The 16,726-nt window shown below is 52.9% G+C and carries 13 protein-coding genes; all 13 read right to left on the bottom strand.

Translation table 11 applies throughout. The features are described 5' to 3' along the window. Positions 1-178: 178 nt before the first annotated feature. Positions 179-2,392, bottom strand: coding sequence for a methyltransferase domain-containing protein (locus VX159_RS03670; protein ID WP_371324637.1), 2,214 nt, complete (start codon positions 2,390-2,392; stop codon positions 179-181). Further along, the gene (rfbC, locus tag VX159_RS03665) at positions 2,365-2,904 is read right to left on the bottom strand and encodes a dTDP-4-dehydrorhamnose 3,5-epimerase (RefSeq protein WP_371324636.1); all 540 of its coding nucleotides are present in this window, start codon (positions 2,902-2,904) and stop codon (positions 2,365-2,367) included. Before rfbC ends, VX159_RS03670 begins: the two co-directional genes overlap by 28 nt. Continuing rightward, positions 2,904-4,223 carry a lipopolysaccharide biosynthesis protein RfbH gene (rfbH, locus tag VX159_RS03660; RefSeq protein WP_371324635.1) on the bottom strand — a complete coding sequence of 440 codons (1,320 nt, stop codon included), beginning with the start codon at positions 4,221-4,223 and terminating at the stop codon, positions 2,904-2,906. The genes rfbC and rfbH overlap by 1 nt, the downstream gene beginning before the upstream one ends. A gap of 4 nt (positions 4,224-4,227) precedes the next feature. After that, positions 4,228-5,280 (bottom strand): CDP-glucose 4,6-dehydratase, encoded by a 1,053-nt coding sequence (gene rfbG, locus VX159_RS03655; RefSeq protein WP_371324634.1) that lies wholly within the window; start codon positions 5,278-5,280, stop codon positions 4,228-4,230. Further along, positions 5,277-6,383, bottom strand: coding sequence for a DegT/DnrJ/EryC1/StrS family aminotransferase (locus VX159_RS03650; RefSeq protein ID WP_371324633.1), 1,107 nt, complete (start codon positions 6,381-6,383; stop codon positions 5,277-5,279). The genes rfbG and VX159_RS03650 overlap by 4 nt, the downstream gene beginning before the upstream one ends. A 135-nt stretch (positions 6,384-6,518) precedes the next feature. Continuing rightward, a complete protein-coding gene (locus VX159_RS03645; RefSeq protein WP_371324632.1) occupies positions 6,519-7,043 on the bottom strand; it encodes a class I SAM-dependent methyltransferase in 525 nt (174 codons plus the stop codon). Between the two features lie 2 nt (positions 7,044-7,045). Next, complete coding sequence (rfbF, locus tag VX159_RS03640) at positions 7,046-7,819, bottom strand: glucose-1-phosphate cytidylyltransferase (protein WP_371324631.1); 774 nt, start codon at positions 7,817-7,819, stop codon at positions 7,046-7,048. Further along, entirely contained in the window at positions 7,816-10,521 is a 2,706-nt protein-coding gene (locus tag VX159_RS03635) for a tetratricopeptide repeat protein (RefSeq protein WP_371324630.1), read from the bottom strand. Before VX159_RS03635 ends, rfbF begins: the two co-directional genes overlap by 4 nt. A gap of 101 nt (positions 10,522-10,622) precedes the next feature. Continuing rightward, positions 10,623-13,472 carry a DUF4214 domain-containing protein gene (locus VX159_RS03630; RefSeq protein WP_371324629.1) on the bottom strand — a complete coding sequence of 950 codons (2,850 nt, stop codon included), beginning with the start codon at positions 13,470-13,472 and terminating at the stop codon, positions 10,623-10,625. A gap of 195 nt (positions 13,473-13,667) precedes the next feature. Continuing rightward, positions 13,668-14,978: a FecR domain-containing protein gene (locus VX159_RS03625; RefSeq protein WP_371324628.1), complete on the bottom strand. Its 1,311-nt coding sequence runs from the start codon at positions 14,976-14,978 to the stop codon at positions 13,668-13,670. Between the two features lie 69 nt (positions 14,979-15,047). Next, a complete protein-coding gene (locus VX159_RS03620) occupies positions 15,048-15,431 on the bottom strand; it encodes a HEPN domain-containing protein (protein WP_371324627.1) in 384 nt (127 codons plus the stop codon). Further along, the gene (locus tag VX159_RS03615) at positions 15,428-15,775 is read right to left on the bottom strand and encodes a nucleotidyltransferase domain-containing protein (RefSeq protein ID WP_371324626.1); all 348 of its coding nucleotides are present in this window, start codon (positions 15,773-15,775) and stop codon (positions 15,428-15,430) included. The genes VX159_RS03620 and VX159_RS03615 overlap by 4 nt, the downstream gene beginning before the upstream one ends. Positions 15,776-16,012: 237 nt before the next feature. Beyond that, positions 16,013-16,714 carry a glycerophosphodiester phosphodiesterase gene (ugpQ, locus tag VX159_RS03610; protein ID WP_371325488.1) on the bottom strand — a complete coding sequence of 234 codons (702 nt, stop codon included), beginning with the start codon at positions 16,712-16,714 and terminating at the stop codon, positions 16,013-16,015. Between the last annotated feature and the right edge of the window lie 12 nt (positions 16,715-16,726).

Genomic DNA, 16,726 nt, shown 5'->3' with positions numbered 1-16,726 from the left:
CAAAGCAACACCAACCGCAAAAAACACCTAGCCTCTCTCCCCCGGGAGAGAGGCCGGGGATGTGGGTATGGGACAGCCAGCAGATGACCCCTTTCCGCATCACCTCCTGCCAAAGCCAGACCCCCAGCCCCGTTTTCGCCAATTTTCACGGTCGACCGTGAAAATGCCGCTAAATTGCCTACGCTGGCAGCACGTTAGCCGCCAGCTTGCGCAAAGACTCTTCCGGCTGCGCACTCTTGCACGCCACCAGCCACAAATCCAGCCCCCGCGACCGGCGCTTGCCCGCGCTGGCGGCAAAGCCCGCAGCGTGCACCGCCTGGGTCAGCGTTTTCAAGGTGAAGCCGCATTTATGCGCCATGAAATGATGACCTCGGGCCAATGCCTCGCCATGGCCATAGAGAATGTCGTGCGGCGTGATTCCCCCGGCCGGTGACTGGTAAGCGGCATCGCCCAACTTGTCTTCAGCGACCAACGCGCAGACCGACTGCAAATCGGGACAAGTCAGCACCAGGAAACCATCCGGCTTTAATACCCGTAAAAACTCGGCCAGCACCTGCGGCACTTCATGCGCATAGACATGCTCGATGTTATGTGCGGAATAAATCGCATCGACGCTGGCATCAGCGACCGCCTGCATGTCGAGCATGGAGCCGACCAGATCCGGCTCGTTGGCCGGGTCGATATCGAGGCGGATTTCCCGCCAATCGGCGGAACGAAAAGCCTGCGGCAGTTGGGCGCCATTGGCCCGATGCCCCGGACCGACATGCAAAACCGTTTTTGCATTCATCGCCTTGCTCTCCTCTTCGGCTGCGATTTTCTGGTAAAGCCCGATCAGGGCATCTTCAAAGCGGCGCGCGAAACCCTGCACGTCCATTAACGGCGACGCATGCATCCGCGCGCGTAGACCGGCGCGCAGCGTCTGCAAGGCAGGTAAGTCAGCCGCCAGGTCACGGGCAATCGCGACATAGTCGTCGGCGCTCTGTGCCGCCAATTGCGGCAAACCGATAGCCGCCAGGAACGCGAACGTCTGCCGGCTGACCACCCGCGACTGCGGCCAGGTCACCACCGGCACGCCCATCCACAAGGCCTCGCAACTGGTCAGCCCGCCGGTGAAGGGGAAGGGGTCGAGCGCGATATCGATATCGCCGTACTCTTTCAACATCTCCGCGTGGAAACTCGGACCGCGCAGTTCCAGCCGCTCGGCGGCAATTCCACGGTCGACAAAGGCCCGGGTCACTTTTTGCTGCAACGCTTCGTCGTTGAAGGTGCGCCATTTCAACACCAGTCGCGAATCCGGCACCGCGAGCAAGACCTTGGCCCACAGATCGAATACGCCATCGTTCAGCTTGGCCGTATTGTTGAAACAACCGAAGGTGACCCCCCCCCGCCGTAACGCCGGCAGCGGCGCCACTTCCGGCGCGAACGGTACCGGCTGGTAGCAGAAGCGGCCACCGGGCAGCCGGATGATCGGTTCAACAAACTGTGCCTCGGTACCCGGCGGCGCGTGCCATTCATCGAGGATCACGGCATCGATGCAATCAAGGCCGGTGGTGGCGAAATAGCCCAGCCAGGAGACCATGACCGGTGCCGGGCGGTAAGCGAAAGCGGTTAAGCGGGAACCGGCAGTGTGCCCGGACAGATCGATCAGAACATCGATGGCATCGGTGCGAATCAGTGTGGCCAGTGCGGAATCGTCAAGTGAGGAAATGTCGCGCAGGGTACAGGCTGTACGGATTTGATCGGTAACCCAGTCGTTCAGCTGCCCAGCGCTATAAGCGTACACCTCGACCCGGCCCGGATCGTGCGCTTTAAGCACATCCTTAATAAACAAGCCGACGGTGTGCTGGCAAAGATCAGCGGAGACGTAGCCAAGGCGCAGAGCCCGCTCCTTCAACGGCAGCATCTTAGGGCGAACCTGGCCTCCTCCCACACGAGCTCTAGCCCACTCCCCCCAAGCTTTGGCTTGGCACAGTCGTTCGGCATTTGACATCTCCGGATCGTATTCCTGACTGACGAGTACGTTGCGACGGATTACAGGATGGTCTGACATACAGATCAGTAGGTCGCTATAAAGACTACGTGCCTCACCACTCTCTCCTGCATCGCGAACAAGATTGGCAAGGTTGACCTTGCTGCGCAAGTCTAATGGGGCAATATTTTGTGCTTTCGAATAACAGACACGGGCATCACTAAGGAAGCCATAACTAGAGAGCAAGATACCAACATCAAGCTGGACTGCCAGATCGTAGGGGAAAAGATCAGTAACCTGCCGGCAGAGACGACGACACTTGCCAAACAGCCCAGCCCGAGCATGCTCTCGTGCAACGGCGAGGACGGCAGTCCAGTCAATGCTTTTCAATTCGATTAAAACGGAGAATAGCAAGGACGCCAAGGGGGCAACCCTTGGTCACGCTCAGACAACACTGGCTGTTGTGTAATAGGCCAGTCCACAGCTATAGAATTCCAGTTAACGCCACTGTCGCTATTTGGATCGTACGGTATTGAGGTTTGGTAACACATCATTGCCCGTTCAGTCATGACGTAAAAACCGTGTGCCAATCCTATCGGAACGAAAACAGACACATCACCCTCACTATTTAGTTTTACAGAAATTGCCTTGCCGAACGTAAGCGAATTTTTACGCATATCGAGCAACACATCGAATACCTCACCGGACAAACAGGTCACTAATTTATTATGCGCCTTAGGAGGCAATTGAAAATGCATACCGCGAAGCACACCGGAGGATGACATCGAAAAAAAAGTTTCACGACATTCAAATTCCAGCCCCAGATGACCAAATGCAGTATCTTGATAATTCTTCCAGAACCAACCTCGCTCATCAGCCATCCGGTAGCCATGAACTAGATAAGCCCCTTCAAGTGCAAGAGGCTCCAAAATCATTAATCGAACCCCAAGCCCAAATAGTTTTTAATACTCTGCGCCATGAAGCCAAGCTCCGCCTCACCTAGACCAGGATAAACCCCCAACCAAAAAGTATTAATCATTATCCTATCAGTATTAGTCAGTTCACCGACCACATTATAATTCCGACCAATCATATAAGGCTGCTTAGTAGCATTACCTGCAAAGAGAAGTCGCGTGCCTATATTTTTTTGCTGCAAATATTGCAGCAAATCATTTCTTGAAAAATCCAATCCCTCGTTCAGAGTAATAGGAAAACCAAACCAGGATGGATCACTTCCCTCAGTCGCTTCAGGCAACACCAAAAAATCTTGACAGCCTTCAAGACAACTCCGCAAATAAATGAAATTTCGCCTACGAGCAAGCACAAATTCATCGATACGCTGGAGCTGAGCCAAGCCGCAAGCGGCCTGCATGTCAGTAATTTTCAGGTTGTAACCGAGATGGCTATAAATGTATTTATGGTCATAACCCGGGGGCAGATTACCCAATTGCCAGCCGTAACGTTTTCCGCAGGTGTTATCGCAACCCGGCGCGCAGTAGCAATCTCGACCCCAATCTCGGAAAGACTCCGCGGCCATTTTGAGATCCGGGTTATTGGTCAGTACTGCACCACCTTCACCCATGGTGATGTGATGAGCGGGATAGAAACTCAATGTGGCGATATCGCCAAATGTACCTACTTTTTTATCCTTATAGGTCGAGCCCAAGGCGTCACAGCAATCCTCAACCAACCATAAGCCATGTTTGCGGCACAGCTCAGTAATCACGCCCAGATTATAAGGATTACCCAGAGTGTGCGCCAGCATGATTGCCTTAGTGCGCGGTCCAATCGCCGCTTCCAGTGCTTCAACATTTACGTTGTAAGTGGGAATATCAATGTCCACAAATACTGGAACGGCTCCCATTTGCAAAATCGGATTAATAGTTGTTGGGAACCCGGCAGCCACTCCGATGACCTCATCACCCGGCTTAATCGCTCTATCACCTAGGCGGGGCGAGGTCAAAGCTGCAAATGCCGCCAAGTTGGCCGACGAACCCGAGTTCACCGTGATGGCGTAGCGTACGCCCACATACTGCGCGAGTGCCTTCTCGAAAGCGTCATTGAAGCGACCTGTGGTCAGCCAGCCATCAAGGCTTGCCTCCACCATATTCCTCATCTCTGCTGCACCAATCACTTTCCCAGAGGGAGGAATGATGGTTTTTCCAGGAACGAAAGCTTGTTTCTCTGCATGTTCTGCCGCCGCATAGGCATCCACCAATTGAAGAATTTGTTGGCGAATATGATTTTTATCCATTTTTCTATCCAAAATAAGTTTGAATCTGGTGCAATGTAATTTCGCGAGCCGAGGAAGGGTCCGCTAGCACTTGATGGTACCAATATGCCGTCTGTGCAACTCCCTCATCGAATTCCCAGCATGGAGCCCATTTGAGTCGCGAACGAGCGAGGCTAGTATCGAGAAATAGGAAGCCTGCCTCATGAAGCTGCTGAGACTGATCGTGATGCCAACTTAGCCTAGGCCAGTGTTTGTTTAGCCCGGACAGTACCTCTTGCACCGTACGATTGCCTTCGCTTCCCGGCCCAAAGTTAAACGCCTCGGCAAAAGATTCATCCCCTGCCAGCAAACGCTCAGCCAACAGCATGTACCCGTTGATGGCTTCCAGTACATGCTGCCAAGGGCGAGTTGCCAACGGGTTTCGGATGACCAGAGGTTCATTATTTGCCACGGCACGCACCACATCTGGGATGAGTCTGTCCTCGGACCAATCCCCCCCCCCGATCACATTCCCAGCCCGAGCAGTCGCTATGAGCACACCTTTTTCAGCCAAGAAAGAACGGCGATAGCTCGCGACCACATGCTCGGCGCTGGCTTTCGAGGCGGAATAAGGATCGTAACCTCCCAGAGCATCGATTTCACGATACCCCCAGACCCATTCACGATTTTCGTAACACTTATCGGTGGTCACCACCAGAACAGCCCGAACGCCGGGGCAGTTGCGCACCGCTTCCAGCACATTGACCGTTCCCATGACATTGGTCGACCAAGTCTCCGACGGGTCCCTGTAGCTTGCTCGTACAAGCGGTTGTGCAGCCAAATGAAAGACGATCTCTGGTTCCGCTTGCTGCATTGCAGCAGTCAGCGCCTTCGTATCGCGGATATCGGCGAGATGGCTGGCCTTTAAACCCTGCGCTACATGTGCCAGCTCGAACAAGCAGGGCTGCGTCGCAGGTGCTAGGGCATATCCAGTAACCACTGCACCAAGACGCTCCAGCAGCAGACTTAGCCACCCCCCCTTGAATCCAGTGTGCCCGGTCAGGAAAACACGCTTACCTTGCCAGAAATCTGGATTCATGTACTCAAACCTTTGCGTACCTCGGCCACGACCACCTTCAAATCATCTTCCGTCATATCATGGAAGCTCGGTAAGTTAAGCCCAGCTCGACAGACCTTGGCAGAGACAGGTGACTCCTTGAGGTGTGAGAACATCGGAAAGCGTGTCAATGAATAAAAGAATGGCCGCAACCCGATTCCCTGCGCATTAGCCTCTTCCAGCATTGCATCGCGCTTTTCTTCACTCAGACCACCGTGCGCGACGACAGCGGGCAGCCAGTAAGAATTCACATCGCCCGGATTTTCCGGATTCAAATCAACGTCAAGATCGGCCAACGCGGATTGGTAATAAGCGAATATTTCACGCTTACGTGTCACTAACTCTTCAATGCGCTCGATCTGCGCTAGGCCAATAGCGGCCTGGATGTTCGACATTTTGTATTTAACGCCAACCTCATCCATCCAGAAGATGGTGTGCTTCGATGGCTTACGGCCGTGATTGGACTGCAGGAGTGCCTTTTCGTAGATGTCATCCCGCTGACAGACCAACATACCCCCCTCACCTGTGGTGATCGTTTTTGTCCCATGGAAAGAAAACACGCCCACGTCTGCAACACTACCGGCCTTTTGCCTCTGCCACTGAGAGCCCAATGCCTCGGCAGCATCTTCGATCAGATAGAGCCCATGACGATTCGCAATTTCTCGCAAGCGTGCCATGTCACACAGGTTGCCGTAGAGGTGAACGGCAATGATGGCCTTAGTCCGGGGGGTGATGGCCGCCTCAACCTTAGTAACGTCGATGCACCAAGTTTTCGGATCGATATCCACAAATACCGGTTTGGCCCTCTCGTAAGTCACCGGTGCGGCCGAGGCAATCCAGGTAATCTCAGGCAGGATGACTTCATCACCGTCGCCAATTCCAAGAGCACGCATGGCGATATGCAAGGCCCCTGTGCAACTCGAGGTTGCGATGGCATGCTTAGCGCCCAGATATTCCGCAAACGACCGCTCAAAGCGCGTAATGTACTCGTAACATTTCTTACCCCACCCATTGGCGGCTGCATCAGTGGCATACGCGACTTCGCGATCAGTAATCGAAGGCTTGGCGAATGGGATATCAAACATGTTCTTTCCTTTGCAACAAATACCAGTAGTGCAGACGGCGGCCCTCATTGATCTGCATGTCATAATACCCTTTGCGTGCAAGGGTGAAATGTTGGCTCAACAGAGTCACTGCCTCAGAGCCCGTCTTAAAGTTCATCAGGAACTCCTCATTCTGACGGCCCTAGATTTTTGCCAGCCACAAGCCGTCGGTTTGTGGTTCAGCCCAGTCAAAATAGTAGTGCTCCTTGACAATCTAGGTGACCAAGAACAAACCTCGGGTGGTAAGCGCCTCCTTGGTGCACTCGCACAGCCGATTGACTTGCGTGTCGTCGAGGTAGTAAATCGATTCATTGGCCAACAGAAGGTCATACCCCCCCCATTGATTCCAAAAGAATCATCCCCCAGTGTTGTGGCCTGGAAGTGTGCTGCCCTAGTGGGGACACGAAGGCGTGCTTGTTCGACGGCAGAGGCACTGACATCACAACCGGAAACCTCAAGTCCTTGCCGGGCAAGAAACTCCGCATTCAGGCCATTGCCCATGCCCCAATCAAACATCTTGCTGCTTTTCAGGCCAAACTCACGTCGAAGCAGATAAAAATAAAGACGAAGTATATGGCTTTCGACATAATTGTTACCATAGCCTTCTTGGTATTTTTCTTCCCACGCCTTTTCATTGTTCATACTTACTCCCAGCGTTTCCACGCAGCCTTGCCGGAGCTCCACATATTTTCCAGCAGATTTTTTTCGTAAATCGTATCCATGGGTTGCCAGAAACCATTATGAATGTGGGCCTCAAGTTGCCCCTCAGCGGTAAGCTGATTAAGGGGCTCCTGTTCCCAGACTGTTGCATCGGTTTCGATATAGTCAAGCACCTTGGGCGACAAGACGAAAAATCCACCGTTGATCAAACCCGCTCCATCTTTCGGTTTCTCAACAAAGCGCTGAACTTGTAGACCTTCTAGAGCCAGATTCCCAAAGCGTGCAGGAGGACGAACTGCAGTCAACGTTGCCAACTTTCCGCGTTCGCGATGCTGTGCTAACGTTGCAGGGATGTCCAGGTCGGTAACTGCATCACCATAGGTTAGGAAAAAAAACTCGTCATCACGAACATAATCACCAATGCGCTTGACTCGCCCGCCGGTCATGGTGTTTTCACCAGTATCCACAAGGTGAATTACCCAAGGCTCGGCTTTACCATTGCGATAGTCGACACGATTCTGTTTCAAATCGATTGTGACATCAGCCTGGTGTAGGAAGTAATTGTAAAAATACTCCTTGATCAGGTAGCCTTTGTATCCTAGGCAAATCACAAACTCATTAAATCCCCAAGACGCATAAATCTTCATGATGTGCCAGAGGATTGGCTTACCGCCAATCTCCACCATCGGCTTAGGTTTAGTGATACTTTCTTCACTGATGCGTGTACCCAAACCTCCAGCCAAAATCACTACTTTCATTGTTTTAACCCCTCAAGTTTCTTTTGATACATTGCAAAATAAGCACGTTCAAACCAACGCACAGATGTCACTTCATCAAACAGTGCGGTTGAAGCAATGGTATCACGTTGAAAAATCCGCCGTCGCTCCAGAGCATCCAAGTCACCTGCCAATCGCTGCGCAATAGAAATATACTCCTCTTCTGTTTTAGCAATGAGGTCTGGCATACCCCCATGATGCAATATTGAGGCACCAATACAACCAAAAGGCGGCCTATCCATTTTGGTAATAACAGGCAACCCGTACCACAAAGCCTCAAACAATGTTGTTCCATTATTATGAGGAAAAGTATCGAGATAAATATCAATACTTTCGAAAGCCTTGTAAATTGGTGACGTAAAATCGAACTCCAGCCTATCAGCCGAAACTCCACGCAAACCAAAAAAATCAATCATACGATTGATGGAGGCAGGGTCTTTGAAATTTCGACTATTAAATTGCAAATGACTATTCGGAACCGACTTTAACAATTCAGCCCACAGTCCAAGATCACGGTCATTTAGCCGAACTGAGCGTGTTGTTGTCCCAAAAGTCAAATAGCCGCGACGTCTAGCTGGCAGACTATGGAGACGCGGCAAGTTTGGATCCATGCGACAAACATAGGTGTTACATGGCAGACGGAGCAACGGCTCTATGGTGTATTGTTCGAGACTTTCCGGCAACGTCCAATAATCGCCAATTAATGCATCCATACACGACAAACCAACTCCAAAATTCCACCCCAACAAACTTGCAAGCTGTACCGGAGCTGCCCGATAGGGATACACATCGGTACGATTACCCCCTGTATGCCCCGCAAGATCAACAAGGATGTCAATTTTATCGTCTGCAATCTGGCGAGCCATTTCTTCTGAATTCATAGCGGAAGTTCTTCGCCACCCATCAGACTTTGCAATCATTTCACGGCTGACATCATCTTCAATAACACCATTGTGATAACACCAGACCTCAAAACGGTTCCGATCATGGTGATCAAGGAACGGCATAAAAAAATGCTGCTGCGGATGTTTACGCAAATCACCAGAAACATATCCGACACGAAGCTTACGATCATTTATTGGGCAAGGCAGAGCATTAATTGGTTTATCAACCAAGCCCATCACCGAATCATAATGCGAATAAATAGCCAAATGCTCATCTTGACTCAAACTCGGATGATAATTCGAACAAAAAAGATAATTATCCCACGAGGTCTTCTTTTTATTATCAACCTCTAAAGCACGACGATAAAGATCCAGAGCCTTTTCGAAATCACCAAGATCCTGATTTACAAAAGCTAAATTCGAAAGAGCTTCCTTATGATCGGATTTTATATCCAAACACCTCTCAAGAGCACTCTTTGCCTCACCTAGCCGGTTAATTTGGCGATAAGAAATCCCCATGTTATTATAAGCATCAGCATAATCCGGCTCAATCGCCAGAATTTCCTTACAGATTTCAATCGCCTGCTCATGACGACCAACATCCATATACAGCGCAGATAAATTATTGCGAGCTGGCATCCATTTCGGATCTGCAGCTATAGCTTTCTCATAACACTGTTTAGCAAAAACGTAGTCTTTTTTTTCAAAAGCGTTTACACCAAGATTACACAACACTATCGCATTATCTGGAGCCAGCTCTGCTGCTTTTTGGTAGAAAGGTTCAGCCTCTGCTCTCCTACCTTGCTGCCCCAAAACTGCACCAAGATTCATTGCCAAATCAACATCAGTTGGCGCCAACTGCAACCCACGCCGCAAAGCAATCTCAGCCTCTTCCAGACGATTTTGCAACTGCAGAACCAATCCAAGATTATTCCATGCAGCAGAATAACTATCCCTCAACTTAATAGCCTGGCGGAGACATTCCTCCCCCTCCAAAAGACGACTTGTATTCTTAAGAACAACCCCTAAATTGTTATACGCCTCAGGCATAGAAGGCTTTAATTCAAGCACGCGGCGATAATAAGCCTCTGCTTTGAAATGATCCCGATAGAATTGGGCGACATTTCCCAAATTAAGTACGATATCCGGGTCACCAGGAAGATCTCTTTGAGCCAAAAACAACCATTTTTCAGCCAAATCGAAGGATTTAGCATTAAGAGCAGCAGTACCTGCTTCTTTATATTCCAAAGCTGTAGCAGCAAAAACAGGGCAATCAAATGCTGCTAGATAATGAACAACAGCCTCAGCATCCCTTCCTTCTTTTAGACATACCAAGCCATTAGCACGGGCAACAAGAGCCTGTGCGAAAAGCTTCTGATCAAGTTTAACAAGTGGATAGGAGGACTCAAGACGCTCAACCACCAAGGGGGGTGGAGCACCAATAATAAGCGCCTTCCGCCAATTGCTATATCCTTCCTCCACATCTCCGACCGCTAGGTGCCAATCACCCAGCAGGACACAGAAAGGCCAAAATGCCGGACTGACGTAAAGGGCTCGCCGCAACAAAGCAAGTCCTTCAGTAGTCCGCCCCTCACCCCAGGCTATCCGAGCAAGCCCATGTAACACATCAGGGTGATTAGGTCGCTCACAGGCTAAAAACTTGTAAATTGAAGAGGCCTCTTGCCACCGCTGCCGCTCAATTGCCTCCAGCCCTTTATGAAGCAACTGCTCCAAAGTCACAGGTTGGCTAGGATTTTTTTCCCCGCCATAGCGCTTTGCAGAAAAACCTCGTTTTTTCATTGCAGCAAAAACCAATCAAAAAAATAAGCCCCGGCCTAATAGACCGGGGCTTTAATCACTACAAACCTGTTATCAGGTAGAAATAACTGCCTCTGCCCCGATTACCAAGTCAGCGTACCGGTAGCACCGGCGCCACCAAAGTCGTTCACATTAGCAACAACACCGACCAGGGTGATTTCATCAGCGGTCAAGGTATTAGCCGTAGCGGTGCTAGTGTTAGTGACACGCAGGATAGCAGAGTTGGTGCCGTCATCCACAATGAAGAGTGCAGAATCAGCTGCTGCAAGAACGCTATCCAAGTTGCTGATCGCACCGTTCAAGGTACCACCAGTAGCAACAAGCTTGCTGATAAAGGTGGCAGCATTGGTTTCATTGAAGGTGGTAATCAGATTACCCAAGGCAGTCCCAGAAGTAGAATCCAAGCTACCGGTCACACGGAACACTACGGCATTACCTGCACCACCATCTGCAAGAGCGCCCGCAACAGTCGAATTGCTCACGATCTCAGCGGAGGCAATACCGTCGCTGGAGGTACCGGTACCATTGGAAAGCGCCCCAGTATACTTGTACGCCCAAGTCGAATCAGTACCAACACCATCCGTAGCCAAATCAGTACCACTGGAATCAAAAGTTTTGATCAGATCAGCATTGGCGGTGGAAACAACGTCGCTGACAATCTTATAAGACACCATGGTAGCAGTCAGATCGGTGGCGACATCGGTTGCGCTGACATTGATGGAAATCGTGTCCATACCAGCCCCACCATTGACAACACTAGCCGGAGCGTCGCTTGCATCGGTAGCAGCACCTGCATAGAACGTAATGCTATCAGCTTTCGCACCACCGGTAATAGCTACAGCAGCAGTCGAATCGGTAGCAAGAGCAGTATTGATAGTAAGCGCACCGGTGGCATCAGAACCGTTGATCGCGGTGTTGGCATTAAACGTATAGGCTGCAGTAAAGGAAGCGTTGATATCCTTGGCACCGGTCAGAGTAACAGAGGTCAGCGCAGCCGCATCCGTACCCAGAATAACCGTAGCCTTATCTGCAGAAGCGTCCAGCGTCAAATTCTCAACACCAGAAAGCACCAAGCCACCATCGGTATTATTCAGCGAAATGGTATTAACGGCAGTGGCACCATCATCGAAAGACAGCTTAACAGTATCAATCTGACCGACATCGGTAGCATTCTTAACCCCGACAGTCAGCTGCCCGTCGGTAGTTGCGGCATACCCTACAACCGTAACGGCAGCAGCTTGAGCAGCAGTCAGATTAGAGACAGCTGCACCATCGGTACCGTCCGAAGTGATGTTGAAGCGAACGGTATCGATGCTGTTGTTGTCTTTCAGCTGAGACACATCCAGGGAAATGGAGGCTGCGGAGCCATTGGAAAGCTCAACTTGTTCAAAGCCTTTGTACAGCTTACCCAGAGTTGCATCAACGTGAGCACTGGCTGCCACAATCAGACGGTCGGTCGCACCACCGGCAGCATCGATAGCGGCACTAGAGCCAAGAGCAACTGCACCAGTAGTGATTTTATCTTGACCAGCACCACCAGTAACCTTCAGTGCGGCCATGCCATCCGAGCTGGACAGAGTCATGGTCAAACCGCCAACGGTCAGACCAGATGCATTCACCGTTTCAACCGCATCATCCAGAGTACCGATAGAAACACCAGTATTGGTGGTGGTAGCAGCAGCGGCACCAGCAATGGTGATGGTATTAATCACACCAGCAGTAGCGTCAAAACCGGAGATATTACCAGTAGCCACCGCGCTAGTTGCATTAATGGTCAAATCCTTAACCTTATTTGCAGAGGTCAGGTTGATCGTACCAAAGCCATTGGCCGCACCAGTGGAGTTGATCGTAGCTGCGGTCCAATTGGCATTAGTAGAATCGGAGACTGCAAAAGACCCATCAGTGGTAGTCCCACCCTGCAGATTCAGAGTCAGCGCGGCAGTCACAGAGGACGAACCAACCGAGGTAACTGCTACTGCGCCATTAGCCGTAGCACCGTCGCCCTTGATAGTCAGAGCAGCAGTACCCGTATTGCTCAGATTAACGGCACCGGTAGAACGATCAACCACGAAGGTGGTTGCCCCAGCATTAGCGCCATTAAATGCAAAGAATTCGCTAGCAGCCGTCACGCTGCGAATAGAAACAGTTTCGATGCTAGAAAGAGACGCAGCAGGTGCATTAGTCGTCGCAGCACCAGTGCCACTACCTTCAACCACAAGCTCCAAGGTATCAGCACCGCCACCAGCGGAAATTTGGTCAGCAGTATTGAAAGTAGAAGCAGAGGTGGCAGCGCCATCGGTATCAAGAGACACCGTGCCGCGAATCGTATCGTTACTGGAAGTACCGGCAACGACATCTGCAACCGTGGTAAGGGTAAAGCTGGAGCCGCTGGCTGCCACGTTGTTCTGAACAGTGGCCTGCACAGTCGTCATTGCAGTGCCCGTCGCGGTGGTCACGGTAGCAGCATCGCTGGTAACAGTGCTCAGCCAATCCTTAACAGCCTGCAAGCCGGTAGCATTAACACCAGCATAAGCAACAGTCTTGGCGGTGGAAGCAGCGATATCATTGGTGAAGGCAGTAGCCACAGTCACCTTGTTAGAGATAATCGAAGCGTCCGTACCCTGAGCACCCTTATTAATGGCATCAGCAACGTTACCAACTTTCAGAGCACCATTATCCAGCTGGGTAACCCAGTAGTTCAGACCGGAGACTTCCGGAGTGCGACCAAAAAGGTTCTGGTAAACAGCGTTAACGATCTGCGTGCTGTTCATGTTGGCGTACAAAGCCTTGTACTCTGCGGACTGAGCAAAGGTATTCAGCAGATCGGCGGAGTTACCAGCGTAGGTGCTCCAGTAGTTCAGACCAGCGACGTCGGCCGGACGGTTGAAGAACGCAACGTAGGCGTTTTGAATTTGGGCAGTAGTCAAAGCCATTGAATTAGCTCCTATGAATATTCACAAAGTGAAGGTTTTTTGCAACCCCGCACTAAAGGGCACGCAAAACCTGGGTGCATTAATGCGGGATCTATACTCTCAGAGATACCCCCGAGGCAGTGTGACATCCGTCACATTTCATCTTGCCGACAGAATGCGTGTCGCGCTTCTGCCAACAAAATTTGGCGCAAAGGCTTATTTAACCCACATGGTGGCGCCGTAGGCGATCCGTCCGTCATCCAAGCGCGACTGGAAAAGATAACCGGCACGAAGAGCCGTATCACGCCCAAGGACCCCCTGGACGAGCATATTATTGTTACCTAGAAATTGGCTGACATTCTGGAACGAACCGTCAGCAAAGACACGCCCTTCGGCCTGCCGCGCAATGCGCTGACCGTTGGCAATCAGGTCGAAGCCGGTGGTAAAACTGCTTTGGGCAAAATTGACATGCAGACGACCGTTTTCAACGGCTGCCGCGTAGGCGCCGCCAACATCCGGCTGAATAAGGGCTTGCGCCGCCTGCAGGCGGAAATCGACGCTGCCCGAAGTCGGGTTTTCCCAAACCGCATCCTTAGGGCGCAGCATCGCGAAATAGGCGTTGAAGGCATCGAGGTTGTGCGTCTTCATCAAGCCCACCAGGTCGACATTGGCCTTTTCATCAGCGAACGCCTGCCAGCGCCCCCATTCGATGGCCGGACGCACCGCTTCCGGTGCCGGCTTGGGTGCTTCGCCGGCCAGCGCGATGCGGTCGGACTTGAGCGGATCGAGATTGGCATCGGCGGTTGCCGCGCCGTTGCGCACGGCTGCGCTGCCCGCTGCCGGCTCGTCGGCTCGCGGCGGCGTCGAAACATCGGGCGAAAGGCCGTTGCCCTTGATCAATTGCGGCACGCCCTGCCCCTTGCCGACCTGCAAGACCATACCCGGTTGCCCGGCAAACAGTTCGCGCGTCTGGGCGCCTTCGCAGGGACCGTTACCGGCACGATTGCAGCCATCGCCAAAGCCGCTGACCACAACGCCGCCAGAAAGCACTGCGACACGAGTCACCAGCGCGTCGGCATAGGCGGTGAAATCCGTGCCACGCACGCCGATGGCCGCTACCGGGGTATTGAACCGGAAATTCTGCCTGGCACTTTTTACGGCCTCGCCCGAAATATTACGCACCACGCCCTGATGCAGTTCAATCTTGAAGCGGCTTTCAGCCGGCTTGGCACTATCGACGCGATACGCCACCACTGTCGCGGCGCTGTTCGGGCGCAGGATCAGGAAGCCGTTATCGACCGTCTTGATATAGAGGTAACCATCGCCCCCCGTCGCCAGCGGCGCGCCGACACGAACATCGTCGCCAACCCGCAAGGCCTCGCCGGCCATCCGCACATCGCCCACCACCAGCACTACCTTGCCAGCCTCTTCGGCCTGCGCAGAGAAGCCATGAGTGATCACCCCGAACATTGCCAGAGCGGCAAAACAGCGGGTCATACGGGCGAGCAAGGGACGAACCAGAGACATCCGGGAATCTCCAACGGAAAAAGGGCGATTAGGGTATAGCACAAAAACCGGAGGAGAGGAAAGCACCCCTCAAACCTCGAATACCTGGGCCACGGTCTCAACAAAAACCACTGCCTGACCAACCGCCCATGCCGCATCGGCTTGTTCCAGCGAGTCGCCTTTGTAATCTGCGATCAAACGCAAGTCCTCAACTTTATTAAGAGACCTTCCCATTTCAACCGGGAAACGCCCAGTCTTGACCAGATGCAGGCTGAACGCAGTAATCAACCCGCCTTGCGTTTTCGATACTTCTGCTGGAACCCCCGCAGCGGAAACCGGCAAGGCTGCTCGCGCCGCATCGAACATCGCATAGTAGGCCCGGTTGCAAGCGCCATCCGGGTCTGCCGCAGAAAGGAGAAAGCGCGCCGATTCAAGGGCTCGCCGCGCCTTGGACATCAGATCGGCGGCATTCACAGCCGAATTCCTTCTCTCTCGATGTTTTGCAGCAAGCGAGGATTTGAATAATTTTCAGGATGCGCCCACTCGTCTTCCCAGATGGGTAACGGCTGAATGCGAATTCCAGTTTCGAGCAGCACGTCATAAGCAATATCGTCCATTTCGAGTTTGGTCGAAACGAAACGCTCATGCCGCCCCCGCAGCAATACGGCGACATCCGCATCGCTATCTGCGCGATGCTCATTGCGAGCGCGACTACCAAAAAGAAAAGCCCCGACCAAGTCATAACCAACCGCCAACCTCCAGACAAAGAGCCTGGTTGCGGCAAGCGTTGGGCTATCAATATCGGCAATGGTACGCATGGACGCATCTTATGTGCCGACATTTACGACGTCAAACACCCCTCACCCCTGGCTCTTCTCCCAAGCGGGGAGCGGCGGCTGGGCTACAAAAGTTGTTTGTTTTTGCTCTGGCGTCTTCTCTGGCGTCTTCTCTGGCGTCTTGATTGGCAGTGTTAACGGCACTTTCCACTATCGAACACCTGGCTCGACCGGCACGGCAGGCCCCTCCGAGGGGTTTGGGTGAGGATTGAGAGCGCCCTACCCTAACGCCACTCGCGCCAGGTCCAACCGATCCGTAAACACCGCAGCCACCCCGGTGGCGAGCAGGCTTTTTGCCTGTTTTGCGTCGTTGACCGTGTAAACCAGCACCGGTACGCCGAGGGCGCGGGCTTGAGCGAGAAGTTGCGGGGTGGTCGCGGCGGCAGCACAGTGCAGGGTCCGGGCGCCGAGTTGTTGCAGGCGTTGCGGCCAGTCGGGCGGCGGGGTTTCGACCAGCCAGCCGCAGGGTAGTTGCGGTGCGGCCCGACGGGCTGCGGCCAGGGCCTCAACAGAGAACGACGAGAGCAGCGGCGGCACGGCCGCGCCTTGCCAGCATTGCGCGGCGAGTGCGGCAACCGTTTCGCCGGTGAGTACCTCGTAACCGGCGGCGGGCTTGATTTCGACATTGGCCAGCAGGCCGAGCTGGCGACAAAGGCGGGCGGCATCGCTGAAGCGTGGCGGCGGCTCGCCACCAGCATCGAGCTTGAACAGAACGGAATCGGGCGTTGCCGCGACCTGGCCGCAACCATTGGTCGTACGTTCCAGAGTTTCGTCGTGGATCAGCAGCGGCGTGCCGTCGGCACTGAGCATCACGTCGAATTCGACGGCTTGCAGGCCGAGCGCCGCAGCCCGGCGGATGCCGGCAAGGGTGTTTTCGGGGGCTTGATCGCCACCGCCGCGATGGGCAAACCAGCGCGGCAGCGGCGGCAGGGC

This window comes from Dechloromonas sp. ZY10, assembly GCF_041378895.1.
Lineage (GTDB): Bacteria > Pseudomonadota > Gammaproteobacteria > Burkholderiales > Rhodocyclaceae > Azonexus > Azonexus aquae.
This window is presented reverse-complemented; position numbering and strand designations above follow the sequence as displayed.

Coding starts and splice junctions, on each gene's coding strand:
- rfbC (WP_371324636.1), bottom strand. CDS start 2,904: ATGATTTTGGAGCCTCTTGCACTTGAAGGGGCTTATCTAGTTCATGGC.
- rfbH (WP_371324635.1), bottom strand. CDS start 4,223: ATGGATAAAAATCATATTCGCCAACAAATTCTTCAATTGGTGGATGCC.
- rfbG (WP_371324634.1), bottom strand. CDS start 5,280: ATGAATCCAGATTTCTGGCAAGGTAAGCGTGTTTTCCTGACCGGGCAC.
- VX159_RS03650 (WP_371324633.1), bottom strand. CDS start 6,383: ATGTTTGATATCCCATTCGCCAAGCCTTCGATTACTGATCGCGAAGTC.
- VX159_RS03645 (WP_371324632.1), bottom strand. CDS start 7,043: ATGAACAATGAAAAGGCGTGGGAAGAAAAATACCAAGAAGGCTATGGT.
- rfbF (WP_371324631.1), bottom strand. CDS start 7,819: ATGAAAGTAGTGATTTTGGCTGGAGGTTTGGGTACACGCATCAGTGAA.
- VX159_RS03635 (WP_371324630.1), bottom strand. CDS start 10,521: ATGAAAAAACGAGGTTTTTCTGCAAAGCGCTATGGCGGGGAAAAAAAT.
- VX159_RS03630 (WP_371324629.1), bottom strand. CDS start 13,472: ATGGCTTTGACTACTGCCCAAATTCAAAACGCCTACGTTGCGTTCTTC.
- VX159_RS03625 (WP_371324628.1), bottom strand. CDS start 14,978: ATGTCTCTGGTTCGTCCCTTGCTCGCCCGTATGACCCGCTGTTTTGCC.
- VX159_RS03615 (WP_371324626.1), bottom strand. CDS start 15,775: ATGCGTACCATTGCCGATATTGATAGCCCAACGCTTGCCGCAACCAGG.